General features: G+C 66.0%; 24 protein-coding genes and 1 pseudogene. 21 read left to right on the forward strand and 4 right to left on the reverse strand.

Going from position 1 to position 25,214, the window contains the following annotated elements; translation table 11 throughout:
• Nucleotides 1-22: 22 nt before the first annotated feature.
• Nucleotides 23-769, forward strand: a complete 747-nt coding sequence (locus tag CYD53_RS26295) for an N-formylglutamate amidohydrolase (RefSeq protein WP_103721051.1) — start codon at nucleotides 23-25, stop codon at nucleotides 767-769.
• The gene (locus CYD53_RS26300; RefSeq protein WP_210202436.1) at nucleotides 766-2,034 is read left to right on the forward strand and encodes an NAD(P)/FAD-dependent oxidoreductase; all 1,269 of its coding nucleotides are present in this window, start codon (nucleotides 766-768) and stop codon (nucleotides 2,032-2,034) included. The genes CYD53_RS26295 and CYD53_RS26300 overlap by 4 nt, the downstream gene beginning before the upstream one ends.
• A gap of 186 nt (nucleotides 2,035-2,220) precedes the next feature.
• Here the strand turns inward: CYD53_RS26300 and CYD53_RS26305 are convergent, their stop codons facing one another.
• From CYD53_RS26305 to CYD53_RS30050, 3 genes are read right to left on the reverse strand one after another with little or no spacing between them, the layout of a single operon-like run.
• Nucleotides 2,221-3,129: an ABC transporter permease gene (locus tag CYD53_RS26305; RefSeq protein ID WP_103721052.1), complete on the reverse strand. Its 909-nt coding sequence runs from the start codon at nucleotides 3,127-3,129 to the stop codon at nucleotides 2,221-2,223.
• Nucleotides 3,130-3,142: 13 nt separating this feature from the next.
• Complete coding sequence (locus CYD53_RS26310) at nucleotides 3,143-4,150, reverse strand: ABC transporter permease (protein ID WP_103721053.1); 1,008 nt, start codon at nucleotides 4,148-4,150, stop codon at nucleotides 3,143-3,145.
• A 10-nt stretch (nucleotides 4,151-4,160) separates the two neighbouring features.
• The gene (locus CYD53_RS30050) at nucleotides 4,161-4,418 is read right to left on the reverse strand and encodes a hypothetical protein (RefSeq protein ID WP_146056013.1); all 258 of its coding nucleotides are present in this window, start codon (nucleotides 4,416-4,418) and stop codon (nucleotides 4,161-4,163) included.
• On the opposite strand from CYD53_RS30050, the gene CYD53_RS26315 reads away from it, so the two are divergent.
• The 9 genes and pseudogenes from CYD53_RS26315 to CYD53_RS26355 all read left to right on the forward strand — a co-directional run.
• Nucleotides 4,401-6,269 carry an ABC transporter ATP-binding protein gene (locus CYD53_RS26315; RefSeq protein ID WP_103721054.1) on the forward strand — a complete coding sequence of 623 codons (1,869 nt, stop codon included), beginning with the start codon at nucleotides 4,401-4,403 and terminating at the stop codon, nucleotides 6,267-6,269. The two genes, CYD53_RS30050 and CYD53_RS26315, sit on opposite strands and share 18 nt — an antisense overlap.
• Nucleotides 6,270-6,442: 173 nt before the next feature.
• Nucleotides 6,443-7,126 carry a hypothetical protein gene (locus CYD53_RS26320; RefSeq protein ID WP_103721075.1) on the forward strand — a complete coding sequence of 228 codons (684 nt, stop codon included), beginning with the start codon at nucleotides 6,443-6,445 and terminating at the stop codon, nucleotides 7,124-7,126.
• A gap of 498 nt (nucleotides 7,127-7,624) precedes the next feature.
• Entirely contained in the window at nucleotides 7,625-8,368 is a 744-nt protein-coding gene (locus CYD53_RS26325; protein WP_210202437.1) for an IclR family transcriptional regulator, read from the forward strand.
• A gap of 2 nt (nucleotides 8,369-8,370) precedes the next feature.
• Complete coding sequence (locus CYD53_RS26330; protein WP_181012038.1) at nucleotides 8,371-9,687, forward strand: NAD(P)/FAD-dependent oxidoreductase; 1,317 nt, start codon at nucleotides 8,371-8,373, stop codon at nucleotides 9,685-9,687.
• Nucleotides 9,684-10,760, forward strand: a complete 1,077-nt coding sequence (locus CYD53_RS26335) for an ABC transporter ATP-binding protein (RefSeq protein ID WP_103721056.1) — start codon at nucleotides 9,684-9,686, stop codon at nucleotides 10,758-10,760. The genes CYD53_RS26330 and CYD53_RS26335 overlap by 4 nt, the downstream gene beginning before the upstream one ends.
• Nucleotides 10,757-11,641: an ABC transporter permease gene (locus CYD53_RS26340; protein ID WP_103721057.1), complete on the forward strand. Its 885-nt coding sequence runs from the start codon at nucleotides 10,757-10,759 to the stop codon at nucleotides 11,639-11,641. The genes CYD53_RS26335 and CYD53_RS26340 overlap by 4 nt, the downstream gene beginning before the upstream one ends.
• On the forward strand, nucleotides 11,638-12,453 hold the full coding sequence (locus CYD53_RS26345) for an ABC transporter permease (protein WP_103721058.1): 816 nt from the start codon (nucleotides 11,638-11,640) through the stop codon (nucleotides 12,451-12,453). The genes CYD53_RS26340 and CYD53_RS26345 overlap by 4 nt, the downstream gene beginning before the upstream one ends.
• On the forward strand, nucleotides 12,450-13,502 hold the full coding sequence (locus tag CYD53_RS26350) for an extracellular solute-binding protein (RefSeq protein WP_103721059.1): 1,053 nt from the start codon (nucleotides 12,450-12,452) through the stop codon (nucleotides 13,500-13,502). The genes CYD53_RS26345 and CYD53_RS26350 overlap by 4 nt, the downstream gene beginning before the upstream one ends.
• 68 nt (nucleotides 13,503-13,570) lie before the next feature.
• Nucleotides 13,571-13,681, forward strand: a pseudogene (locus CYD53_RS26355) (IS21-like element helper ATPase IstB); the annotation flags it as partial.
• A 208-nt stretch (nucleotides 13,682-13,889) separates the two neighbouring features.
• Here the strand turns inward: CYD53_RS26355 and CYD53_RS26360 are convergent.
• Entirely contained in the window at nucleotides 13,890-14,423 is a 534-nt protein-coding gene (locus tag CYD53_RS26360; protein WP_103721060.1) for a GNAT family N-acetyltransferase, read from the reverse strand.
• Nucleotides 14,424-14,883: 460 nt separating this feature from the next.
• On the opposite strand from CYD53_RS26360, the gene CYD53_RS26365 reads away from it, so the two are divergent.
• The 10 genes from CYD53_RS26365 to CYD53_RS26410 all read left to right on the forward strand — a co-directional run bounded on the left by CYD53_RS26365 (nucleotide 14,884) and on the right by CYD53_RS26410 (nucleotide 25,085).
• Nucleotides 14,884-15,558 carry a response regulator transcription factor gene (locus CYD53_RS26365; protein WP_103721061.1) on the forward strand — a complete coding sequence of 225 codons (675 nt, stop codon included), beginning with the start codon at nucleotides 14,884-14,886 and terminating at the stop codon, nucleotides 15,556-15,558.
• Nucleotides 15,555-16,880: a sensor histidine kinase gene (locus tag CYD53_RS26370; RefSeq protein ID WP_103721062.1), complete on the forward strand. Its 1,326-nt coding sequence runs from the start codon at nucleotides 15,555-15,557 to the stop codon at nucleotides 16,878-16,880. The genes CYD53_RS26365 and CYD53_RS26370 overlap by 4 nt, the downstream gene beginning before the upstream one ends.
• 76 nt (nucleotides 16,881-16,956) lie before the next feature.
• Nucleotides 16,957-17,235: a hypothetical protein gene (locus CYD53_RS26375; RefSeq protein WP_103721063.1), complete on the forward strand. Its 279-nt coding sequence runs from the start codon at nucleotides 16,957-16,959 to the stop codon at nucleotides 17,233-17,235.
• A gap of 110 nt (nucleotides 17,236-17,345) precedes the next feature.
• A complete protein-coding gene (locus CYD53_RS26380; RefSeq protein WP_103721064.1) occupies nucleotides 17,346-19,061 on the forward strand; it encodes a cyclic peptide export ABC transporter in 1,716 nt (571 codons plus the stop codon).
• 284 nt (nucleotides 19,062-19,345) lie between these two features.
• Complete coding sequence (locus tag CYD53_RS26385) at nucleotides 19,346-20,698, forward strand: efflux transporter outer membrane subunit (RefSeq protein ID WP_181012039.1); 1,353 nt, start codon at nucleotides 19,346-19,348, stop codon at nucleotides 20,696-20,698.
• The gene (locus tag CYD53_RS26390; RefSeq protein WP_103721066.1) at nucleotides 20,698-21,831 is read left to right on the forward strand and encodes an FtsX-like permease family protein; all 1,134 of its coding nucleotides are present in this window, start codon (nucleotides 20,698-20,700) and stop codon (nucleotides 21,829-21,831) included. Before CYD53_RS26385 ends, CYD53_RS26390 begins: the two co-directional genes overlap by 1 nt.
• A complete protein-coding gene (locus tag CYD53_RS26395; protein ID WP_103721067.1) occupies nucleotides 21,828-22,553 on the forward strand; it encodes an ABC transporter ATP-binding protein in 726 nt (241 codons plus the stop codon). Before CYD53_RS26390 ends, CYD53_RS26395 begins: the two co-directional genes overlap by 4 nt.
• On the forward strand, nucleotides 22,550-23,467 hold the full coding sequence (locus tag CYD53_RS26400) for an HlyD family secretion protein (RefSeq protein ID WP_103721068.1): 918 nt from the start codon (nucleotides 22,550-22,552) through the stop codon (nucleotides 23,465-23,467). Before CYD53_RS26395 ends, CYD53_RS26400 begins: the two co-directional genes overlap by 4 nt.
• 89 nt (nucleotides 23,468-23,556) lie before the next feature.
• On the forward strand, nucleotides 23,557-23,859 hold the full coding sequence (locus CYD53_RS26405; RefSeq protein ID WP_103721069.1) for an acyl carrier protein: 303 nt from the start codon (nucleotides 23,557-23,559) through the stop codon (nucleotides 23,857-23,859).
• Nucleotides 23,856-25,085: a beta-ketoacyl-[acyl-carrier-protein] synthase family protein gene (locus CYD53_RS26410; RefSeq protein ID WP_103721070.1), complete on the forward strand. Its 1,230-nt coding sequence runs from the start codon at nucleotides 23,856-23,858 to the stop codon at nucleotides 25,083-25,085. Before CYD53_RS26405 ends, CYD53_RS26410 begins: the two co-directional genes overlap by 4 nt.
• Nucleotides 25,086-25,214: the final 129 nt, after the last annotated feature.

Genomic DNA, 25,214 nt, shown 5'->3' on the forward strand with positions numbered 1-25,214 from the left:
CTCCCGTGATTTCGGACTTCACATGAATGCCAATCCGCCGATCGTGCTGAACCCGCAAGGTCGCTTGCCCGGGGTGATCGCGGTCGATCATGCCGGCCGGTCGGTCCCGCCCGGGCTCGGCGAGCTCGGACTCGCCCCGGCCTGGCGCGACAGCCATTATTTCTGCGATCTGGGCGTGGCGGAACTCGCCCATGAGCTCGCTGCACGGATCGACGTGCCGATCGTGCTCTGCGACGTCAGCCGCCTCGTGATCGACGTGAACCGCTGGGTCGATGATCCCCGCTCGATCGCCACGGCGCTCGAAGGCGCGCCGATCCCAGCGAATGCCGCCTTGTCCCCGGCCGAAAGAGAGGTCCGGCAAGAGGCCGTGTTCTGGCCCTATCACAAGCTGCTGGGTGCGATCTGGGAGCGCCAGACCGCGCGCCATCCGCGCCCCTTCCTCTTCGCGCTGCACAGCTGCACCCGCGTTTTCCAGGGCCAGCACCGTCCCTGGGATGGCGGCACGATCTGGCATGACGACGACGCCCTGTCGCGCCACCTGCTTGATCATCTCGGCAAGGAAGACGGCCTCGTCCTGGGGGACAACCAGCCCTATTCCGGCCAAAACGGTGTCTTCACGGTCGACTGGCACAGCTATGGCTCGGGCCTGCCGGCCTGCGGTTTCGAGGTGACGAACGACCTTCTCGAGACCGGGCCGGGCCGCGCGCGCTGGGCCAGCCGCCTGGCCGGGGCGCTGACAGCCGCCATCGACGATGGAGTCGCCGCGTGACCCGGTTTTCCACCGAGCCGCCCTATGCGTTGACCGCCGTCGCCGCGCCAGTGACCGGGCGCCTCGCCGGCACGCGCGAGGTCGACATGGTCCTGGTCGGCGGCGGCTATGGCGGCCTGCTGACCGCGATCGAACTGGCCGAGGCCGGGGCCCGCGTCGCGGTGATCGAGGCGCGCGAGATCGGCGCTGGCGGATCCGGGCGAAATCACGGCCAGTGCATCCCGGTGTTTGGCTATCTCGATCCCGCGACGCTGCCCGAAAAGGGCGTCGGGCTCCTCGCCGAGGCCGGAGCCCGGGTCTTCGATCGGATCGCGCGCCACGGCCTGCGCTGCGAGGCGGTGCAGAAGGGCACGCTCAGCGCGGCCTATAACGACCGGACGCTGGCTGCGACCCGGGCGGCGCAGGCGAAATACGCAGGCTACGGCAAGACCGAGCACTATCTCGACGCCGAGGAGGTCGCCGCGCTGACCGGCACGCGCGCCTTCCTGGGCGGGTGGGTCCATCGCGAGGGCGGCCATCTCAATCCGCTCGGTTATGCGCGCGAACTGGCGCGGCTTGCGCTTTCGCTCGGGGTCGAGGTCTTCACCGACAGCCCGATGACGGGTTTCTCGCACCGCGACGGCCGCTGGTGCGTCCGCACCCCCGAGGGCGAAGTCCGCGCAAGGACCGTCGGCCTGACGACCGACGCCTATTCCACGGCCGCGATCCCCGGCGCGGTGACGCAGGGCTTCTTCCCGCTCACGAGCTACGCGGTCGCAAGCCGCCCGCTGACGGCCGAGGAACGCGCCAGCGTCATGCCGTCGGGCATGAATTTCGGCGACACCCATCACGACCCGATGTTCTTCCGCATCGACGCCTCCGGGCGGATCATCACCGGCGGCCTGCAGGAACCCGGGCGCGGCAGCCGCTTCGCCTATACGGCTGCCTTCATGACCCGCCGCCTGTCGCGCATCTGGCCTGTGCTCGCGGGGCTGGGCTGGGAGTTCATGTGGACCGGCACCGTCAGCATGGCCCTCGACCAGACGCCCTCGATCCAGCGCCTCGATGACGGGCTCTGGGCGCTTTCCGGCTGGTCCGGCCGGGGCGTACCGACCTCGGCCGCCCTGGCCTGCGCCTTCGCGCGTACCCTTGAAGATCCCGCGTCGGGGCTCGCCTGGTGGCCCCAGCGGCAACCGCCGCGGGTCGTCGCTCGCGCGCTGCTGGGGCGGATGGTGCAGCTGTGCCGTGGCCCGTTCAACCAATTGCGCGACCGAATGGAGGGCTGAAGGCCCCTCCCCTCGACGCCGCCCGGCTCAGCGACGGTTGGCCACTCCGCGAGCCCTCATCCTGAGGAGCGGGCGCAGCCCGCGTCTCGAAGGATGCTCCAGGAGGCTCCGGAACCATCTGGAGCATCCTTCGAGACGCCGCTGCGCGGCTCCTCAGGATGAGGGCTGGAGTTTCAAAAAGCTCTTTCAGCGCCCACGAATCCGCGGATCCATCGCGTCGCGCAAGCCGTCGCCGATGTAATTGACCGACAGTACCGTCAGCGAGATCGCGATGCCGGGCAGGATCGCCCGCATCGGATAGAGCTGGATCTGATCGACCGCGTCGTAAAGCAACCGCCCCCAGGTCGGGAAATCCGGCGGGAAGCCGAGCCCGAGGAAGGACAGCGAGCTTTCGGTCATGATCGCGCTCGCGATCCCGAGCGTGGCCGAGACCAGGATCGGCGACAGCACATTGGGCAGGATGTGGCGCAGGATCATCTTGCCGCGCTGCGTGCCGATCGAGCGGGCGGCAAGGATGAATTCGCGCTCCTTCAGGCTCAGAACCTCGCCCCGCACGAGGCGCGCCGTGTGCATCCAGCTGGTTCCGCCGATGGAGGTGACGATCAGCAGGAATATCCCCGTCTCGGCGCCGAGCCATTGCGACAGCGGCTCGCGGAACAGCATCGACATGACGAGGAGCAATGGCAACAGCGGCAGCGCCAGGAACAGATCGGTCAGGCGCATCAGGACCCCGTCGAGCCCGCGCAAAAACCCCGCACAGACGCCCACCAGCGTGCCCAGCAGCAGCGCCAGCCCCATCGCCGTCAGCCCGACCGTCAGCGAGACGCGCCCGCCAGCGATCAATCGCGCCAGCATGTCGCGCCCGAGCTGGTCGGTGCCAAGCGGATGCTCCAGCGACGGGCCCTTGCTGCGCATCCGCATCGCGACGGCGGTCGGGTCGAGCTGCCACAGCCAGGGGCCGGCGATGACCGCCAGCAGAATCGCCCCCAGGATCACCACGCCGATCACCGCACCGCGATGGCGGCGGAACCGGCGCCAGACATCGCGCGCCTGGCTCGAACGCCGGCGGGCAGCGGGCGCGACACCCTCGGTCATAGTGGATCCCCGCTCAGTCATAGCGGATCCTCGGATCCAGAACGCCGTACAGGATATCGGCGACCAGGTTGAACAGCACGATCAGCACCGCGAAGATGAAGGTCAGGGTCTGCACCATCGGCACGTCATTCGCCTGGATCGATGAGATCAGCAGCTCGCCGATCCCGTTCACCTTGAAGACCTGCTCGGTGATGATGGCGCCGCCGAAGATCTGCGGCACGCCTATCGCGATGACGGTCACCACGGGGATCATCGAGTTTCTGAGCACATGGACCAGCACCACGACCCTTTCGCTCAGGCCGTTGGCGCGGGCGGTGCGGACGTAGTCCTGCCGCAAATTGTCGAGCATCGAGGCCCGCATGAACCGGCTGATCTGGCTCGCATTGTAGAGCGCCAGCACCATCACCGGCAGAACCATCTGGCGCAATTGCATCAGGAAGCTGTTCCAGTCGGTGACCTTCAGCGTCGTGTCGTAGAGCGAGGGAAACCAGTGCAGCTCGACCGAGAAGATCACGATCAGCACGACCCCGGTGAAGAAGGTCGGCACGGAGAAGCCGATCATCGACAGGAAGGTGCCAAGCTGGTCGAACCAACTGTGCTGCCGATAGGCCGAGAGGATGCCGATCGGCAGCGCAATCGCGATCCCCACCAGATAAGCCAGGCCCACGACCCACAGCGTCTGCGGCAGGCGCAGCGCGATGATATCGGCAACGGGCGCGCGCGACTGCCAGGACATCACGCGCTGGCTGTCGCCTGCCAGGTTGAGGCCGAAGACCGTGTCGAGGACATGCAGCGGCTCGATCCAGAAGAACTGCTTGAGCCAGAGCAGGTAGCGCAGCATCAAGGGATCGCCGAGGCCGAGCGACTGGCGCATCTTCTCCTTTACCTCGGGCGGAATCGTCAGCGGCAATTGCGCCATCGGATCGCCGGGCGCGAGGCCGAGAAGCAGGAAGATGACCAGGCTGATCAGCAGGAGCGTCGGGATCGCCACCAGCAGCCGGCGCAGCGTGTATTGGAACATCCGGAAGGCCTCAGCCGCGCATGCGGCGGGCGCAGTCGCCGGCAGCGCCGCATATGAGGTTCTGATCCATCTTGAAGGCACCTGTCGCGATCGCCGGAATATGTAAAATATATTGCAAGCACGTCACACCGCAGTCAATATGTAACAAATAGTACTTTTTTTCGAGACAGGTCCGCACCCGCCGGATGCTCTGCTCCAGCTGCGGCGTCGCCTGCCAACAGGATGGCCGGGCCAGTCCCGGGGAGGTTTGATGTTCGATACGTCCCATGCCCCGCAAGCATCCGGCCCGACGCCCCTCGTTTCGATCGCGGGCCTGCGCGTCGCGTTCGAGACCGATGCCGGCCCTGTCCTCGGCGTGCGCGACATCAGCTTCGACATCGCGCCTGGGGAATGCGTCTGCGTGGTCGGCGAATCCGGTTCGGGCAAGTCGGTCTCGGCGCTGTCGCTGATGCGGCTTGTCGAATTCGGCGGCGGCTGTATCGCCGGCGGGGAGTTGCGCTTTCGGCAGGCCGACGGGCGCGTCATCGACCTCGCCCGGACCGATCAGGCAACCATGCGTGCGATCCGGGGCGACCAGATCGGCATGGTCTTCCAGGAGCCGATGACGGCGCTCAATCCCGTCTTCACGATCGGGCGCCAGCTGGTCGAGGTGATCCTGACGCATCGACGCATCCCGACGGCTGCGGCGCGCGCCCGCGCGCTCGACCTGCTGACGCAGATGCAGATCAGCGAGCCCGAGCGCCGCCTGAAGCAATATCCGCACGAATTATCGGGCGGCATGCGCCAGCGCGTCGTGATCGCCATGGCGATGGCCTGCGAGCCACGCCTGCTGATCTGCGATGAGCCGACGACCGCGCTCGACGTGACGATCCAGGCCGAGATCCTCGCCTTGATCGACAAGTTGAAGCGCGAGACCGGAACGGCGGTGCTGTTCATCACCCACGACATGGCCGTGGTCGCGCAGATGGCCGACCGGGTCGTGGTGATGTATCGCGGCGACAAGGTCGAAGACGGTCCGGTCGAGGCGATCTTCTCAAACCCGCAACACCCTTATACGCGCGCGCTGCTGGCCGCCGTGCCCAGGCTGGGCGAGATGCGCGGCACGACCTGCCCGGCACCGATGCGCGGCATCGCCACCGGCGACGCCACTCGCGCCGCGGCCCCCTCCTCCATCGCGCCAACTGAGGGGATGGAAGCTGCGCCGCTTCTCGCGGTGCGCCACCTGTGCACCCGCTTCCCCGTCCAGAAGGGGCTTCTGCGCCGGACCATCGCCAATGTCCACGCGGTCGAGGATGTCAGCTTCACCATCGATCGCGGCCAGACGCTCAGCCTCGTCGGCGAGTCCGGCTGCGGCAAGTCGACCTGCGGCCGCTCGATCCTGCGTCTCATCCAGCCCTTGTCGGGCGAGGTGGTGCTGGACGGGCAGGACGTTCTGGCCCAGTCGACGCAGGGGATGCATGCGCTGCGCCGCAAGATGCAGATGATCTTCCAGGATCCCTATGCGAGCCTCGACCCACGGATGCGCCTGTTCGACCAGGTGGCGGAGCCCCTGCTCAACTACGAGCGGCTATCGGGACAGGCCCTGCACCGGCGCGTGGCAGAGCTGTTCGAGCGCGTGCGCCTGCCTGCCGGCTTCATCGAGCTTTACCCGCACGAGCTTTCGGGCGGCCAGCGCCAGCGCATCGCCATCGCCCGTGCGCTTGCCCTCAATCCGAAGCTGATCATCGCCGATGAGGCGGTATCGGCGCTGGATGTCTCGGTGCAGGCGCAGGTGCTGAACCTGCTGATGGAGCTGCAGGCGGATCTGGGAATTTCGTGCCTGTTCATCAGCCACGACATGTCCGTGGTCGAACGGATCAGCCATCGCGTCGCGGTGATGTATCTGGGCCGGATCGTCGAGATCGGCCCGCGCGCCGCCATCTTCGAGAGGCCGCAGCACCCCTATACCCAGGCCCTTCTGTCGGCGGTTCCGATCGCCGATCCGGCGCGACGGGCGACGCGCAGCCTGACCGGCCCCCCGATGCTAAGCTCGCCCATCCATCCCGCCGGTTACGTGGCCGAGCCCTCGCGATACACCGAAGTCGCACCCGGTCATCTGGTGCTCTGCCCAGCTGAATAGGCGCTTGGGGCGCTTTCTGATTTTCGTTGGTTTTCAGCCGGCTGCTCCTGCCATGAAAAGGTGGCGTCGCAATGCAGATGAAACCGAGAACGGCCTATGGTTCAGAGCATCGTGATATTCGAGCCGTCTAATGATCGCATTGCCGATAACCCATCCGAACCGGCTTGGCCGACATGGTATCTGATGTGAGCGCGACCAGCCGCCCAAGCACCACCGGTCTGCGCCGATTCCTGGATCTCCAGCAGCAGCGCGATTGGATGCAGGGCAAGACGATCCTGCGCGACGCCGATGAGCGCTCGCAGTCGCTCGAGCTGCGCCTCAAATACGTCGCGCGGTTCGAGAAACTGCTGCGCCGGCCCCAGGCGCAAGAGGTCCTGGACATTCTCCGGCAATACGGCCGCAACTGCATCCCGATCCCGAGCCGGACCGAGCGGCATTACTGGTCGGTTTCCTGTCTGCCATCGACACCGGGCAAGGCGCTCATTCGCGTCAATGCGAGCTGGATGGAGCTTTTCTCGCTCTATGCGGATGGCGAGGGCATCCGCGCGCTATTCCTGGTGCATCTTTCCGATTTCACCAGGGACCATTCGCTCGACCAGGGCGAGGTGGATGACGCTCTCCTCGAGCGCTGCGTGATGAGACCGGAAGACGTCAGCTCTATCTTCCCCCGCGGCGAGGACATTTTTGGCGTCAAGATCCGCGGCCTCGCCTCGATCGGTAGATTCCTCGCGACACGCCGTTCGTTGCAGGCCATCCGGGCGTTCAACCTGACGCATATGAACCGGGGCCGGAACGCCTATCAGGCGAGCCACTGCTACAGCCTGGCTGACCACATGCTGAGCGGTCACGCGGGCTGAGCGAAGACAGTTCGAATCTTTGCCTGTGAATGGCGCGCCACTCAGACAAAACTGCAACAACTGCCTATCTGAAATGCCGGTTTATTTGTCCAGTCGGATCGAGAGCGCGCCTCCCGTGCGCTTTCCGGCTCAGCCAGCGGCCGGTTTTGCGACCCACAGCCGACAGCGGCAGCGTCCGGTTTTTGGTCATGCATCGTTGAGCGGCCGGAACAATGCACTGCGCCCGATCTTCAAAGCTCGTATCGATGCGCGCCCCCTGTCGGCCCGGCGCTGAATTGACGCCTCCAATCGAACGCAGGCGAGGTCCGCATCGGTCCTGTACAGTGACGCCGCCAAAGTTTTGTGTCGCCAGGCGATACTTTTAATTGTATTGCAATCCATAGCGCTGCGTCATAGCCTTTCCCCGGATTGAGCGCGACGAGGGGCAAATTGGCGGTCAGCAAGGATCCTTCTGTCTCCATTGGGAGCGAGACCCCGGCGCAGGCGAATTCGCTTTTCGTGACCTCGCTCGAGCGCGGCTTTGCCGTGCTTGAAGCGGTCGGCAATGAGCGGCGCGATGTCGGGGTGACGGAGATCGCGGCGAAGACAGGGCTGGACAAGAGCGCCGCGCAGCGTTTCGCCTTCACGCTGCAGGCCCTGGGCTATCTCGAAAAGAACCCGGCCACGCGGCGTTTCAGACTGTCGCGGCGCGTGCTCGGGCTGGCGCATGCCTATCTGCGCACCGATCCGCTGGTCGAGCTGGCGACGCCCTATCTCGCCGATCTCAGGCAATCCTGCCAGAAGCGGGTCGATCTGAGCCTGCTGGACGGCTTCGATATCGTCTATGTCGTGCGGCTCCAGAGCCAGCGCGAGGCCTTCGGCGCCACGGTGATCGGGCGCCGCATCCCGGCATTCTGCTCGTCGGGTGGTCGGGCGATGCTGTCGCTGCTGCCGGAGGACGAGGCGCGCGCGCTGGTCGAGCGCAGCCCGCGCAAGCCGCTGACGCCGCACACCATCACCGATGTAGAGGCCGTGATGGCGCAGATCGCGCGGGCCAGGCAGGACGGCTTTGCCGTCTGCATTCAGGAAGCGCTGATGGGCGAGATCGTGGTCGCCGCGCCGGTCGTCGACATGCAGGGCCGGCCGCGCGGCGCCGTTCACATCGCCATGGCGCTCGCCGACCATGATGAAAACGAGGTCCGAGCCAAATTCGCGCCCATGGCGGTTGCCGCCGCCCGTCTGATCTCCGGCGGAGGGTACTGAACGTGCGGCCCTATCCGCAGACGCATTACGCCGCCACCCGGAGCGATGACGCCCAGTGGCCAGCCCTCGAGGCCGACTGCGAAGTCGAGACCTGCGTGATCGGCGGGGGATTGGCCGGCCTGGCAACGGCGCTGGGCCTGGCCGAGCGCGGGCGGTCGGTCGTGCTGCTTGAAGCCAACCGCATGGGCTGGGGGGCGTCGGGCCGCAATGGCGGCTTCGCCAGCGCTGGCTATCCGCTGTCGATGCGGGACCTGGTCGCGCAGCGCGGACTATCCGATGCCGCAGCGCTCTGGCGCCTGAGCGTGGAGGCGCTCTCGGTCGTAAGCCGCCGCGCGGAAGCGCTCGGTCCCGACACCTTGCAGGGCCACGGTGCCTTGCGCTGCCGCATCGCCTGGCAACCCGACACGCTGCGTGAGCATGTCGGCTGGATGAACGAGCAGTTCGCGGCAGGCCTCGTCCATCTGCCCGCGGGGGAGCTTGGCGCCTTGCTGGCGACGGAGGCCTATGCCGACGGTTTCCTCAATCCAGCTTCGCTGCAGATCCAGCCCCTCAATCTGGCGCGCGGGATGGCGCATGCCGCGGCAGCAGCGGGCGCGCGACTTCACGAGGGCTCGGAGGTCGTCGCGATCGAGGCGGCCGGCGCTGCGCGCAAGGTCGTCGCCCGGTCCGGCTCGGTCACGGCGCGCCATGTCGTGCTGGCCGGCGGCGCGCATCTGGGAATGCTGCATGCCGGCCTGGGGCTCGCCACGGTGCCGGTCGCATCCTTCGTCGTCGCCACGAAGCCTGCATCCGAGCAATTGCGTGCCGCCATCCGCACGGGCTTCGCGGTATCCGACACGCGCGTCGCGACGGACTACTATCGCGTTTTGCCCGATGGCCGCCTGCTCTGGGGCGGCAGGGCCAATGCCTTCGAATATGCACCGGAGACAGTGCGCGGACTTCTGAAGCGCGACATTGCGCGAATCTATCCGCAGCTGGCCGATCTCGAGATCGAAAGCGCCTGGTCCGGGCTGATGCCGATCGCCCGGCACAGAATGCCTGTCATCGGGCCCCTGGCGGAGGGCCTCTGGGCCGCTGCCTGCTTTGGTGGGCTCGGCCTCGTCAACACCACGCTCGCAGGCGAGTTGATCGCGTCGGCCATTGCCGAGGGCGACGACCGCCACCGCCATTTCGCGCCGTTCGGGCTGCCCTTCGCCGGCGGCACCTATGGCCGCGCCGCGTTCCAATTCATCTACTGGCGCCATCAGCTCGAGGATTGGGTCAAGCGCCCTCGCGCTCGCAAGCGCGGGAGGCCAGCCGTGACCGAAGGCCAACCATGAACGACACCATCGTCGCCATCTCCGATGTCTCGAAGCGCTATGCAGGTGCGGTTCAGCCGGCGCTGGCCGGCGTCTCGCTCGATATTCGCCGCAACGAGTTCTTCACGCTGCTGGGCCCGTCGGGCTGCGGCAAGACCACGCTGCTGCGGCTGATCGCAGGGTTCGGCATGCCCGATTCCGGGCAGATCAGCCTCGACGGCAAGCTTCTTGGCCAGACCCCGCCAAATCTGCGGCCGATCAACACCGTCTTCCAGAGCTATGCGCTTTTTCCACATATGAGCGTGGCGGAGAATATCGGCTTCGGGCTCGAAATGCTCGGCCAGCCGCGCGAGACCGTCAGGTCCCGCGTCACGGAGATGCTGCGCCTGGTCCGCCTCGAGGGGATGGGCGAGCGTCGTCCGGCGCAGCTCTCCGGGGGTCAGCAGCAGCGCGTCGCGCTGGCGCGCGCCTTGGCTCCGGCGCCGAAGGTGCTGCTGCTCGACGAACCGTTGTCTGCCCTCGATCTCAAGTTGCGGCGCGAGATGCAGATCGAGCTCAAGCGGCTCCAGACCGAAACGGGCATCACCTTCGTGTTCGTGACGCACGACCAGGAAGAGGCGCTCGCCATGTCCGATCGCCTGGCAGTGATGCGCGACGGCGTGGTCATGCAGGTCGGCTCGCCGGAAAACCTCTATGACAGGCCAGCCAATCTCTTCGTCGCCGAGTTCATCGGCGAGGCCAATTTCTGGAACGCGACCTGTCTCGAGCGCAGCGGCGCAGGCGGGCGCTTCGCGATCGGCACAAGCAAGGCCGTCATGCCCGTCGCCGAGGCGCAAGGGCTGGCTGAGGGGGCAAAGGCCGTGCTGGTCGTCCGGCCCGAGCGCATCACGCTGGGCGCGGCCGAGCCCGGCCTGTTGCACGGCACCGTGGAGACGGCGGTCTATCGCGGCAGCGACCTCGTCGTGCATGCCGCGCTTGCGGGCGGGGGCGAATTGCGGGCGCGCCTGCCCGGCAGCATCGCGGCAGCGGGGCTGATCGGCACCGCCACGGGGTTCGCCTTTCCTGCCGACGCAGTCCGGGTCTTCCCGGCATGAGTACGGTCCGGACCTCTCCTGGGCTGCTGGCGGCGCCGGCTGCGCTCTTCCTGATCGTGTTCATGCTCGTGCCGGTCGGCCTGATGTTGTATGTCTCGACCCTCGAGCGCGGCGCCTTCGGAGGCGTCAATTGGGGCCAGCACACGGCCATCGCGTATGAGAAGCTGCTGTTCGAGCGCGACCTGGCGGGACAGATCGCCTTCAACAGCGACTATATCGCGATCATCCTGCGCTCGTTCCGGCTTGCCGCCGTCACCACGGCGGTCACGCTGGCGCTGGGTATCCCGACGGCCCTCTACATGGCGAGCCTGCCGCCGCGCCGCGCCGCCCTGATGCTGTTCCTGGTGACCGTCCCGTTCTGGACGAACCTGCTGGTCCGGAATTTTGCGTGGATCCTGATCCTGCGCAATGGCGGCCCGCTCGACAGCGCGCTCGCGACGACCGGCCTCGTCACGCCGCCGCTCGACATCCTCTACACGCCGCTGGCGACGGGGATCGGCCTGACCTATTCCTTCCTGCCCTTCATGATCTTGCCGATCTATGTCGCGCTCGAGCGCATCGACCGGCGTTTGATCGAGGCAGCCTTCGACCTCGGCGCGGATCGCTGGCGCGTGCTCTCGCGCGTGGTGCTGCCGCTGGCGGCGCCCGGCATTGCCGCTGGCGCCATCCTCGTCTTCGTGCCGTGCCTGGGGGCCTATGTCAGCCCGGAGCTGCTGGGCGGCGGCAAATCGCTGATGATCGGAAACCTGATCCAGGCCCAGTTCGGCGCCTCGCGCAACTGGCCGTTCGGGGCCGCGCTGGCGCTCGTTCTCCTGTTGGTTCTTCTGGTTGCGCTGGCACTGCTGGCCAGCGTGAAGCGGCGGGAGCGGCTTGCATCATGAACGAGGCCAGGCACCCTCTCCGCCTTCCCGGCACAGCAGTCCTCGCCGCGCTCGCGATGCTCTTCCTCTACGTGCCGATCATCGTGCTCGTGGTGCTCTCGTTCAATGCGAGTGACATGACGACGATCTGGACCGGCTTCAGCCTGCATTGGTACGCCCAGGCGCTCGGCAACGACACGATGCTCGTGGCCATCGGCAATTCGCTGACGGTGGCGGCGGCCGCGACCGTCCTTGCCACCGCTGCCGCAACGTCGGCTGCGCTGGGTATCGCGCGTTCGGGCGGCCGCGTCCGCACCGCGGTCGAGGGGCTGCTCGGCCTGCCTTTGCTCATTCCCGAAATCGTCACCGCCGTCGCGCTGCTCATGCTCTTCGTGCTCGTGGGGGTGAGGCTCGGGCTGATGTCGGTCATTCTCGCGCATACGGTCTTCTGCATCCCTTTCGCCTATTATCCGATCCGTTCGCGCCTGGCTGCGCTGGACCCTGCACTCGGGGAGGCGGCGAGCGATCTCTACGCGCCCGCATGGCGGCGTTTCCTGCGCATCGAGCTGCCCTTGCTCGCTCCGGGCATCTTTGCCGGCGCGCTGCTCGCCTTCATCAGCTCGCTTGGCGATTTCGTCATCACCTATTTCGTCGCCGGTCCCGGCGCCACGACGCTGCCCGTCTACATCTACGGGATGATCCGCACCGGCATCACGCCGGAGGTCAATGCGCTGTCGACGCTCCTGCTGCTGGCTTCGGTCGCGGTCGTCGCCATCGTCTTCCGCAGTGGAACCACGCCTGCCAACCAAACAAGGGGAGAGAAGACTTCATGACGATAGCCACCCGATTCCGCACGGTTCTCGCGGCGCTCGCGATCGCGGCCACGCCCGCCGCCGCCCTCGCCCAGTCGAAGCAGCTCCTGCTCTACAGCTGGGCCAATTACGTGCCGCCCGATCTGATCAAGCGCTTCGAGGCGGAGACAGGCATCAAGGTCAGCCTCGACGTTTATGACAGCAACGACACGATGCTCGCCAAGCTGCAGGCCGGCGGCGGCGGTTACGACATTGTCGTTCCCAGCAATTCCATCCTGGCGACGATGATCAAATCCGGCCTCCTGCTGAAGGTCGATGCGGCGAAAATGTCGAACTTCGGCAATGTCGCCGCGCCTCACGATCGTCCCGCCACCGACCCCGGCCGCGAATATTCGGTGCCTTATCTCTGGGGTTCGACCGGATTCACTTATGATTCCGCCAAGGTGCCGGGCGGCAAGCTGACCGAGAGCTGGAAGGAATTCTTCGAGCCGCGGCCCGAGCTCTCGGGCCAGATTGCCGTGCTCAACGATCAGGGCGAGGTCTATAGCGCGGCCGCGCTCTATCTCGGGCTCGACACCTGCAGCGAGAACCCAGCAGACGGCCAGAAGATCCTGACGCTGCTTGAAAAGCAGAAGCCGCATGTCAAGATCTATTCCTCGACCGGCACGATCGACCGCGTCGCTGCCGGCGAAGTCATCATGCACCAGCAGTGGAACGGCGCCTCGCACCGTTCGCGTGCCAAGCTCCCGACCGCCGTGTTCGTCTACCCGACGGAGGGGATGAATCTCTGGGGCGATAATTTTGCCGTTCCCAAGGGTGCGTCCAACCCCGAGAGCGCCAAGATCTTCCTCAACTGGATGATGGTCCCGAAGAACGCCGCCGAGGCCTCGAATTTCAGCGGCTACAACAATGCCATCAAGGGCGCCGAGGAGCTGCTCAAAGCGGACCTTCGCGACAATCCAGCGATCAACCCGCCGGAAGCCTTGAAGACGCGGTTCAGGCCGGTCAAGGATTGCTCGCTCAAGGCACGCGAGATCCGCGATGGCGTCTGGACACGCCTGCGCCGCTGACTTCGGAAGGCAGGCGCCTTTCGGGGCCTGCCTTCTTTAACTCGAAACTGCGCCAGCATCTGCCGGCCGTCCTGAACGAACTCGGCTATCTCCCGTTCGCCCAATCAGGTGGCCAACCGCCGTTCCACTTGATCAGCCGTCTCACCCCGCGATCCGTGATCAGGCGTACAGCCTCGATCTTGAACTCTCGCCCAAACCTTCGTTGTCCCGTCGCCCACCTCCCGCTTCGGCAAACACTGAATCGCGGTGTCCACAAAACCGGCAGCAGACCACTTCTGCGATCGCCAAATCGGTCGGAAGCGGAACTGCGCCCTTGATGAGCGATCCATTACAGTCAGCCGACGGCCTAACTTCTTGCCAGTGTACGGGACGATTTGCCTGCCGGCTTCAAGTCCCTCCCTTCATGACCTTTTCGAACCTGAACATGCCGTCATCTTCCGACAGGGAAAATTGTTCGGGTCGATGAGGATCCTGATGGCGCGAATGATAGTAAGAGACGATCTTGAAACCACATTTGTTGACGTAAAAGTGGATGTTGCGCTTTTCGAAATAAGGCGTGTGCGTCGTCCAGACCTTCGTCTCGGGATGCCGAGTCTCGATCGCGCTCCAAGCATCCTTGCCGATGCCGCGACCTTCTTCGCCCGTAGAGACGTAGAACAGATCGAGCGAATTATGCTGCGTCGCGCTGTCGATGGCGACGACGGCCCCGCCAACCCGCTTTCCGTCCACGAGGATATGAAGAACCTCTGCGCCCGGGGCATCGCAGGACTCATTGATAACCTCGTCCGGTGGAATCGCGCCATCGGAGAGCGAGCCGAACTCTTCGATGACGGCTACGGCGAAGGCCTCCTGCAATTCCTTCCGGAAAAGCGCCAGGTCGGCGGCCGCCACGGGCTCGAGCGTAATACGATGCTCATTCATTGTTCTGATCCAAGCCAATTTCCGTATGTGAGCGGCGCACCGGGCCGTTTCCCAGACCGCGCGATTGCATGCGACAACGCCTTATTCGCTGCATGGCGCGTCAGATCGCATGCCCGCGGCCAAAGTCGCTTCAGCGCCTGTGAAAAAGCGCGACAAGGAGCAGAGGCCCGACAAAACAAGCGAACAAGACGCTCACCGCTGCAAAAATCCGCAACGGGAGCGGGAGCCGCTGGTTTTCCCGAATGAACAAAGCCTGGTTCCTTGGCGATAGAGACGATCGAGGACAGCCCGCGCCCGAGCCGCTCGTCCCTCCCATCAAGCAATCCGCCGTTACGTGAACATTACGCCATCCGGCGAGAACAAGGCCGGCGCCGGCTCGTCAGATTGCCCGGGGCCGCCGCGTAATCTTCATGTAAGGATTTGCGCGAAGAAGCGACGCATACAGAAGGGATGTTCGCCAGTGCGCCTGCTTGTGATCGAGGATGATGCCGACCTCGGCCCGTGGCTGCGGGACGCGCTGGAGAAAGCGCTGGGTGGAGCCGATCTCGTCGTGACGCTCGACGAGGCGCGCGCCGCTTTGCGGGTGCGGCCTTTAGACCTCGTCGTGATGGATCGGCGCCTGCCCGACGGGGATGCGGTCGAACTGATATCGACCATGCGTAGGCTCAGCCCTAGGCCGAGCATTCTGGTGCTGACCGCGCTCGACGACCCCAACGACATCGCCAAGGCGTTGGACGCGGGTGCCGACGACTATCTGGCGAAACCCTTCGAACCCGTCGAGCTGATCGCGCGGGCCAAGGCCGTGCTCCGGCGAAACCAGCTCGATCAGAAGGGCATTTCGAGCGTCGCCAATCTCCGTTTCGATACATTCGCCAGAGCCGCCTATATCGACGACCAGCCCCTGATCCTGCCGCGCAGGGAGCTCGCCTTGCTCGAAGCGCTGATGCGACGGGCGGGACAGGTCGTCCTCCGCGAGAATCTTGAAAATGCAGTCTACGGCTTCGACGACGAGATTCAGTCGAATGCGATCGATGCCCATTTGTCGCGCCTGCGCAAGCGCTTGCGCGAGCATGGCTGCCAGGCCGAAATCAGGCCGTTGCGCGGGATTGGTTATCTGATGGCGGATTTGGCATGAAGCTGAAGAGCCGATCGATCGCCGCTTCCGCGGCCCTGCTGCTCGGCGGCGTGATTTCGGCACTTCTGTTTTGCCTCTTCGTCGGTTTCATCGCATTCTATGGCGACGATGGCAGTGTCGCCCAGTTCGACATCGCCACCGAGATCAAGCGCTCCGTCGAAAACGACGATGCCAGGCGCCCGCATATCAAGCCGACCGGGCGGTTGCTGACGTTCCAGCGTCAGTTTCCCCAGCTCTGGTATGTCGTGAGCACGCCTCAGGGCAGCGTTTCTTATGGCGAGGTGCCCGCTCGCGTGCTGGCGGGCAAGGGCGTGTGGGATCCGCCCCAGATCCGCTCGGCATATGGTGTGCGCGGTGACGAACTGCGCCTGGAGCTCTCGGCCCGCAGTGGTGCGGAATCCGATGTCCTCATCGAGCTCGGCGGAGCGATCTACACGAGTGCGGAGGTCGTGTTCTCGCTTCTAAGGGAGCCTGACATGACTTCGACTCTGCTGGCTGCGGTCCTCACGATCATCATTCTCACGACCATCCTGGTGGTTCCGGCCCTGATCGTCAGGCCCGTTCGGCGCGCCGCTGCCGCCGCCGAGGAGATCGGCTCGAAGGAGGGCGCGCGGTTGCCGGTCAAGGGCCAACCGGCCGAGCTGCGACCTCTGGCTGTCGCATTCAATCGCGCGCTTGATCGAATCGAAACTGCAACCGCCGAGCAGAGGCGCTTCCTCTCGAACGCGGCGCATGAGCTACGCACCCCCCTGACACGCCTGCGCACTCGGCTTGAGCGAGTGGAAGATCACAAGATGAAGGCGGAGCTCGTCGGCGAGCTGCAATCGCTGTCGGGCACTGTGACCATGCTCTTGCAGCTCGCTCGCCTGACCTCCCAGCCGACCGAGATGAACCGTATCGATCTCGTCACGACGGCCCGCGATGCGACCGCCCGCGAAGTGCCGACCGCTTTGGCCAGTGGCGTGGACATCGAATTCCGCGGCGATATGCCGGTAATGATCTCCGGCTCGGCCCAGGCGATCATCACCGGCCTGTCCAACCTCATTCGCAACGCGATACAACACGGCGGGGCTGGCGGTCAGGTGGTCGTCGAGGTCGAAGCGCCCGGCCGAGTCTCGGTGATCGACTTCGGCCCCGGGCTCGGCGTGGCCTATGACGGCAATGCGGTCATCGAGCCCTTTGCACGCGGCAAGCAGGACGGCTCAGGCACCGGGCTCGGGCTGGCCATAGTCGCGCAGGTTGCGGCGCTTCATGGCGCGAGTCTCTCGATCAACGAGACGCCAGGTGGCGGCACCACCGCAACTCTGAACTTTTCCAAGTGATGCCGGTGGCGCACGTAATGTGACGGTAATCCTGAGGTCGAAAATGGCGCAAGTCATTCACGCACCAGGAACCACCATGCGCATTGCCATCAAGACCGTCATCGGCTCGATCGTTGCCGCGAGCCTTTTCGTATCATCGGGCGCCCAAGCCTGGACGCGCCGCGACAACCTGTTTGCAGGCGCACTCGCCGGCGCGACCGTCGGAGCGCTCGCGGGATCGGCGTTCGCCGCTCCGCCGCTCTATTCCTACCGAGCCCCGCCGGCCTGGCATGCCTATCCGCCACCGCGTGCGCGCATCGAAGTCTATCACTCCGACGTCTGGGGCGACGATCCCGACGACGATTGGGACGATTGATACCTCAGGCCGCCGATTTGCGACTTCTCCCGGCCGATGGCGGCGCCATCGGCGGTTCGACACGGACGTGGCCGGCAAACCCGCCCCTTTCCGAGGATAAGCGACACCCCATGTCCGCGCATTGCGACCAGATCCACCAGCCGTCCGCTGCGAGCTCCACCCCACGCCTCCTCGGCGAAGTGATCCGGCTGCTCCGTCCATTCTGGAGGACCATCTTCCTGGCCACTGCCGCAGGTGGCCTCGGGGGACTTGCGATGGCGTGGGCTCTGTCGATCATCAACGGCGCGCTCGTCTCGGCGACCTCGGCCGGTGCCCTCGTCGGTCTGGCTGGGCTGTGCGCGCTGAGCCTTGGAGGACAGTTGATCGCCGGTATCGGCAACAGCCTGCTCGGCCAGCGGATCGTCGCTCGGCTGAGGCAGGATGTCTCCGCGCGCATCCTGCGCGCGCCTCTCTCCCAGATCGAACAGATGAAGAGCCCTCGCCTGTTGGCGGTTTTGAACGGTGACGTCGAGAAGATCGCCGAACTCGGCAACCATTTCGCCGGATACACCACGGCGCTCGCGATCGTGCTCGGTTGCCTCGTCTATCTCTTCCTGCTTTCTGTACCGATGGTCTGCTTCGCCTTGCTCCTCGTGCTGGTGGGCGGCGCGCTCAACAATGCCGCGATGAGCCACTGGCTTGCCCGGTTCGACAAGGCGCGTGACCTGGAAGACCAGCTTCAGAAGCAGTATCGCGCGATCATCGAGGGGGCCAAGGAGCTGCGCCTTAACCGGGCGCGCCGCCTGAACGTCGAGAAAAACGGCATCTGTGACCTCACGAACCGCATCGCAGCACTCAACGGCCGTGCCTTTGCGATCTTCTGGGCAGTCGATACGATCAGCATTGCTCTCATCTTCGTCTTCGTCGGCGCCGTCCTGGCGCTTCGGCCCTATCTCGGCATCGAGAACGAGGCGATCACCGGCTTCATCATCGTCATGCTCTTCGCAAAGGGGCCGATCGAGGAGCTGGCGAGCGCGCTCCCGGTCTTCAGCCAGGCGCAGATCGCCTTCCGCCGCATCAGCGCGCTGACGGCGACCCTCGCCGAGGGCGAAGCGCACGTCGATGGTCCACGCGCGAGCCTGCGCTTCCGCCACGCCCTCGCACTGGCAGGTTTGCGTCACGGGTTCTCCGACACGGAGCAGGAGGATGCCTTCTCGCTCGATATTGCGCATCTGGAGATCAGGCGCGGCGAGGTCACTTTCATCGTCGGAGGCAACGGCAGCGGCAAGACGACACTGATCAAGATCCTGCTGGGCCTTTATCAGCCGCGTTCCGGCGCCGTGCTTCTGGATGGCCAGCTCGTTTCCCGCGCTGAGCTCGACGGCTACCGGCAGCTGTTTTCGGGTGTCTTTGCCGATTATCACCTGTTCGAAGACCTCTTGGCGTGCCCCGGCGGGGAAGCGCGGGTGAACGCGTGGCTCCAGCGCCTCGATCTCGCGAAGGTACTGGATTTCCAACAAGGCCGCTTCTCGACGACCGATCTGTCGACGGGCCAGCGCAAGCGGCTCGCCTTTATTCATGCCGTGCTTGAAGATCGTCCGATCCTGATGTTCGACGAATGGGCGGCGGATCAGGATCCGGATTTTCGGAAGCTGTTCTATCGCCAGTTGCTGCCCGAACTGCGCAATGCCGGCAAGACCGTGATCGCGGTCTCCCATGACGACCGCTATTTCGATGCGGCAGACTGCGTCATCCACATGTCGCGCGGATGCATCGTCGGGATTGAGCGGCATCCCGGCTACTCCGCGGGGGCGACGGTTTCCGCTGGAGAGCAACACATCGCGTAATGTTGGCGTAATCGCTCGCGGCATGATGCCGCCACGCCCAGAAGGGCTTCCGCTCTCTGGACCAACTGCCGCCTGCATCCTCAGTCCCAGCGACGTGGTCTGCCGACCCCGAAGCCGAGGCTATGTCGCTTGCGCGGATGTCTGGCCCTCAATCGACTTAACGGATGATGCCCCAGCGCTCTTCACATGTCCTCTCCCGCCGTGCCGCGCCGGTCGCCCCCTCGCCTGATAGCCCGGCGCGGCAAAGCGAAAGCGTAAGCCGTCGCCTCGCATTGGCAGGCGTGATGGGGTTCGCGCTGTCGGGCTGCTCGATGATGGAGCCGATGGTCGCCGAGGCGCCGAACCTGCCCGGGATCTACGCTCAGGAGACCACTCCAGGCCCGCGCCGCGACCTGGGCGGCTGGTGGCGCCGCTTCCACGACCCCGTTCTGGAACGCCTCGTGGAGCAGGCGCGGCGCCAAAACCTGTCGATCGCGCAGGCGAGCGCGCGTCTTGCGGCCGGGCGTAGTCAAGCCGAGGCTGCACCATCCCTTTTCCTCCCGACCGTCGGCGGAAGCGGGCAGGCCGTCACGGGGACATCGCGCGAGCAGATCGAGGATCCGCTTCGCCGCCCGCTCATGGCCGGCTTCGACACGAGTTGGGACGCCGGCCTTTTCGGCCTTGCCGCAAGCACGAACAAGGTCGCTGCCGCCTCGCTAGCGATCGTGGGCGACGAGCTCGATGCGGTCCGGATCACCGTCACCGCCGAGGTCGCTGCGGCCTATATCAGTCTGCGCTCGATTCAACGACAAAGAGAGCTGACGGTTGCTCTCGTCGCTGCTCAGGAGCGGCGGGCCCAGTTCGCCCGAAGCCGGTCGAGGACAGGCATGGCCGCCTCCGGCGAAGAAGCCGACAGCGCCGCGTCCCTCGATGAAGCGCGTGCTGAACTCGCTCGGCTTGAGGCCCGCGCAACGGCCATGCGCCAGCAGATAGCGATGCTGCTGGGCTCCTCCGCGCCCGATGCGGCCTTGTTCACGCCGGGATCTCAACCAATTTCGCGGGATACGCCCATGGCGGGTCGCCCTGCCGAGCTGTTGCGGGCGCGGCCGGACGTGCGAGCGGCCGAGCAACGCGTCTTGAAGGCGGCCGCCGAGATCGGCATCGCGAAGGCCGATCTCTATCCGCGGTTGCGGCTTGGCGGCACTATTGGGATTGGCGGCCCGTCGATCGCCTCCCCCTTCGGCATCGCCGGGGGGCCCTCGATCCAGATTCCGCTGTTCGACTATGGCCGACGGGCAGCCGCGTTGCACGCGCGCCGCGCTCTGCTTGATGAAGCGCTTGCCGCTTACCGACAGAACGTGCTGACCGCCTATCAGGAGGCCTCAGTGACGCTTGCCAACTGGCGCGCGGCCCGCGAAGGCGCGTTGCGCCTGGGTGCGACGGTCGAAGCGGAACAGCGCGGCGAGCGGCGCATTCGTGTGCTGCGCCGGGAAGGATTAGCCGAGGCGACACGGCTGGCGGAATCCGATGCCAGCCTCCTCCTGACCCGGCGGCGCCTGGCGGTTGCAAAGGAGATGGAGGCGCTGGCCCTCGTCGCGCTCTACAAGGCGCTGGGCGCCGCGGCGGCCGTGCCAGAGCAGCGCGAGGCAGGCGGCTGATGGCGGTCGCGCTTGCCCGCAAGACCCTTATCCATGAATGGCGACGCTTCCTGCCGGCGATCATGTCGGTGGGTTTCTCCGGCGTCCTCATCATCGTCCAGGGGGCGCTGCTGCTGGGTATCGTCGGCACCAACGCCCTGTCGGTCACGCAATCGCGCGCCGATCTCTGGGTCGGCTTTCCGGGCACGCAAAGCGCCGATCTCGGCCGCAGCATCGACATCGGCGTTTCCAGCGAGTTGCTGGTCGATTCGCGCGTGGCACGTGTCGAGCCGCTGCTCCTGGGCTCCGGCGACTGGCGTGGGCCACGCGGTGGCGGGATCAGCGTGACGCTGATCGGCATCGAAACCCGCCGTGACGCGCTCGGGCTCGCCAGGGCGGTGCTGCCCGCCGAGCGTGCGCTGCTGGACGAGCCGGCCACCGCGCTCGTCGACGACGGGGACCTCGACAAGCTCGCGACCGAAATCGGCGGAACCGCCGAGATCAACGGTCGACGTGTACGCGTCGTCGGGACGACCAGTGGCATGCGCGCGATGGGCGGGGTGAACGTCGTCGTATCGCTCGCCACAGCGCGAGCCATAGACCGCTCCCTGGCGGCTTCGGACAACGTGACCTACTACCTGGCCAGCCTGCATTCTTCCCAAGCGGCGAAGGCTGTGCGCGCCCGATTCTCCCGGCCGGAAACCAGAAGCCGTTTCGAGATCTGGACCGCGGCCGATCTGGCTGGACGCTCCGTTCGCTACTGGCTGCTCGAATCCGGCGCCGGGGTGGGCTTCATTTTCGCCACGGCGGTGGCCCTCCTGGTCGGCACGCTGATCACCAGCCAGACACTGATGGCGGCCGTTGCGGCCTCGACGCCGCAATACGCCACGCTGAGGGCAATCGGTGTCCCCTTCCCGAAGCTGCGCCGTATCGTGGTGGAGCAGGCCGGTTGGGTTGGGGCGATCGGTCTCGCCCTGGGTCTCGCGGGCAGCCTTCTCGCAGCCGTGCTCGCGCGGCTGAACGGGATCCCGTTCGCGCTGGGGCCCGGCATCATGGCCCTGTCGGGCGCACTCGTCCTGGCGGTCGCGCTGCTCGCAGGACTACTGGCATTGCGGCGGCTACGCCATGCCGACCCCGCGGCTCTGCTGAGATGACCAAGGTCCCGTCCCTCGGCGTCAGAGCAGTCACCAAATCCTATGTCGTGCAGAACATCAGGACAGAGGCCCTGCGCGACGTCTCGCTGACGCTCCATCCGGGCGAGCTTTCCCTGATCAGCGGGCCCTCCGGCTGCGGCAAGAGCACGCTGCTCTCGCTGATGAGCGGATTGTCGCGCCCGGATCGCGGCCACGTCCACGCACTCGGCGTTGATCTCGGGGCGCTCGACGACGCGGCCCGCGATGCGTTCCGGCTGGCGCAGTGCGGCTTCGTCTTCCAGGGTTTCAACCTGTTTCCCGCGCTCGATGCCCTGGAGCAGGTCCAGATCGTGCTCGATTATCAGGGCGTATCGCAGGCGCTGGCGGCGCGCAGCGCCCGCGAGGCCCTCGAACTCGTCGGCCTCGGCCAGCGGCGCCATCTGCGCCCGGCAGAACTCTCCGGCGGCGAGAAGCAGCGCGTCGCCATCGCGCGCGCCATCGTCAAGCACCCGCGGCTTCTATTCGCAGACGAGCCCACCAGCGCCCTCGACAGCGTGAACGGCGCCATCGTGACCGCTCTGCTGCGCGAAATCGCCCATCGCAGCGGCGCCATCGTCGTCTGCGTCTCCCATGATCCGCGCCTGATCGCACGTGCCGATCGCGTCCTCGAAATGGAGGACGGTCGTCTGCATCGCGACAGCCGCGACCATTCCAGTTCCAATATGATGGGGACCTCTCGATGAAGCTCTCACGTTTCGCCGCCGCGGCATCCGTGGCCCTCGTGCTGTCCTTTGCCACGGCTGCAGGCATCCTGATGCTGACCGATAGCAGCCAAGCAGACGCCGACCCGCAGGATGGCGGCTCGCCTATCGTTGCCGCAGCGCGTGGCCGCATCGAGGTCGAGGGCGGGCTGTCCCGCATCCTGGCGACGCGCGATGGCCTGATACAGGAGGTGCTGGCCGTCGAAGGCCAGCACGTCGAGGCAGGCGACGTGCTGGCGAAGCTTGCCTCGCGCGACGCAGAGTTTGTCGCGGCGGCTGCCGAGGCCGGTCTCAAGGAAGCCGCGGCGCGCCAAGCGGCGCTGGAGACCAGACGCGTCGTGCAGGCGCGGCTTCTCGAGCGCATACGTCGGGCGGCGAAGGAGCAGGCTGTCTCGCCTCAGGCGCTTGACGAGGCGGAAGCGGCCATGGCGACGCTGACCGGCGAGCTTCGAAGCGCCGAGGCTGCGGTGGCACTAGCTGCCGCCAAGCGTGACGGCGGACTCTATGAACTCGAACGGAGGCAGGTTCGAGCCGCCCTGCCGGGGCGCGTCGCGCGCCGCTCGGTCAAGCCGGGAGACGTCGTTTCCGCAGCCGCGTTGACGGAGATGTTCGTCGTCATTCCCGACGCGCCGCTCGTGGTGCGCGCCGAAATCCAGGAGAATTTCGTGCGGCAGGTCAAGCCGGGCATGACCGCGGAGATCGTCTCCGAGAGTGACGAGCGGACAAGCTCGCCGGGCAAGGTCATCAGGGTCAGCGCCTTCCTCGACAACCGCCGCTCGGGCGAGAGCGCGACCGAGCGCGCCGATGTGCGCGTAGCCGAGACCATCCTGCGGATCGACGCGCCCGAAGCATTCCTGATCGGGCAGCGTGTCTATGTGCGCTTCCGCAATCCCTGAAGGAAGTTCGACGACGGGGCACGTAATGCCCGCGTAATCCGGCCGCGACATCGATCCCGCCGCCACAGACGATCGATTGGAGATTCCCCTTGTCAACCAGCGTATCCGAACACACCTGGCCGGATTCGGTCGATCACGAACTCGCCTCGCGCATCGTCGACGTGATCGTCAAGGAAGGCATGCTGGATCGCGCCCTGATGAGGCCTGACGTCACGCTCGATGAGCTGAACTTCGATTCGCTTGAGGCCGTCATGGTCATCAACGGTATCGAGGACAGCTTCGACATCGAGATCGGAAGCGACCTGCGGCTCGGCGAAGCCCTGAATCTCGGCGAACTCGTCGCGCTTCTCGCCGAGGCCGTGAAGCACGCCTCGCACACGGCCCAGCGATGACAGCTGTCGCGATCACTGGCTTCGGCATCGTTTCGGCCGCAGGCGCTGACAGGCAGAGCTTCGCACGGTCCCTGTTCGAAGGACACAGCGCCGTCGGTGACGTCGCTTTGCCGCGCTCCTTCGGGCATCGCGCCTTCCGGGCGGCCCAGATCGCCGAGCTCCCCGCTCGGGCCGCGGAGATGGCGGGCCATGGCCGTGCCTATGACCGCTTCAGCGTGCTGGCGCTGCTGGCAGCCGAAGAGGCGATCGCGGCCGCGCGGCTCGACGAAGACGATCTCGCAAACGGTCGGACATCGGTGCTGATCGGCAGCGGCATTGGCGGCGCAACCGCGATCGACGACAGTCATTATGGTCTCTATGTCGAAAACCGCCGGCCCGATCCGCTCACCATTCCCCGGTTGATGGCGAATGCGGCGGCGGCGCTCCTCAGCCGCCGCTGGGGCTGCCGCGGCACGGTGCTCGCCATCGCGAGCGCCTGCGCCTCGAGCACCCAGGCCATAGGACTGGGCATGGGGCTCATCCGTTCGGGTCTCGCTGACCGCGTTCTCGTCGGCGGCGCGGAGGCCTCCTTGACACCGGCCGCGCTTCAGAGCTGGCAGGCTATGCGCGTGCTGACATCGACGCATTGCCGTCCTTTTTCGGCCCGGCGCGACGGAATGGTGCTTGGCGAAGGTGCGGCTGTCTTCGTTCTGGAAAGCGAGGAGGCCGCCGGCCGGCGCGGTGCGCCGCTCGTCGCCCACCTGCTGGGCTACGGCACGGCCGCCGATGCTGGCGACATCATCCGCCCCGATCCGGCCGGTGCAGCCGCCGCAATGCATGCCGCGCTCGCAGACGCCGGGCTGTCACCGCGGGAGATCAACCACGTCAACGCGCACGGGACTGGGACGCGTCTCAACGACGCCGCCGAAGCCGAGGCGCTGGAAAGCGTCTTCGGACCGCTTGTCTCCCGCGTTCCACTCTCCGCGACGAAGCCGATCCACGGCCATACGCTCGGCGCCTCCGGGGCGATCGAGCTCGCCGCCACCGTGATCGCCCTGCAGCAGGGCCTCGCACCGGGAACATTGGGTTTCGACGAGGCACCGGGGGATTTTCGGCTGTCCGTCAGCGCTTCCAACCAGCCCATCGCCGGACCGATCGGCCTGAGCAACAGCTTCGCCTTCGGCGGCGTCAACGCTTCGCTGATCGTCGCCGTTCCGTCCGTCGCGCTTCCGACAGTGAGCTCCTGATGATCCGCAAAGACAAACCCGCCCCGTATTCGGCATGGCAGGCCATCGTCGATTTCGACGGTACGATCTCGTGTCAGGACACGACGGATCAGATCCTCGAACGTTTCGCCGCGCCAAGCTGGCAGGAGG

Source organism: Allobosea psychrotolerans (genome assembly GCF_002917105.1).
GTDB classification, from domain to species: Bacteria; Pseudomonadota; Alphaproteobacteria; order Rhizobiales; family Beijerinckiaceae; genus Allobosea; species Allobosea psychrotolerans.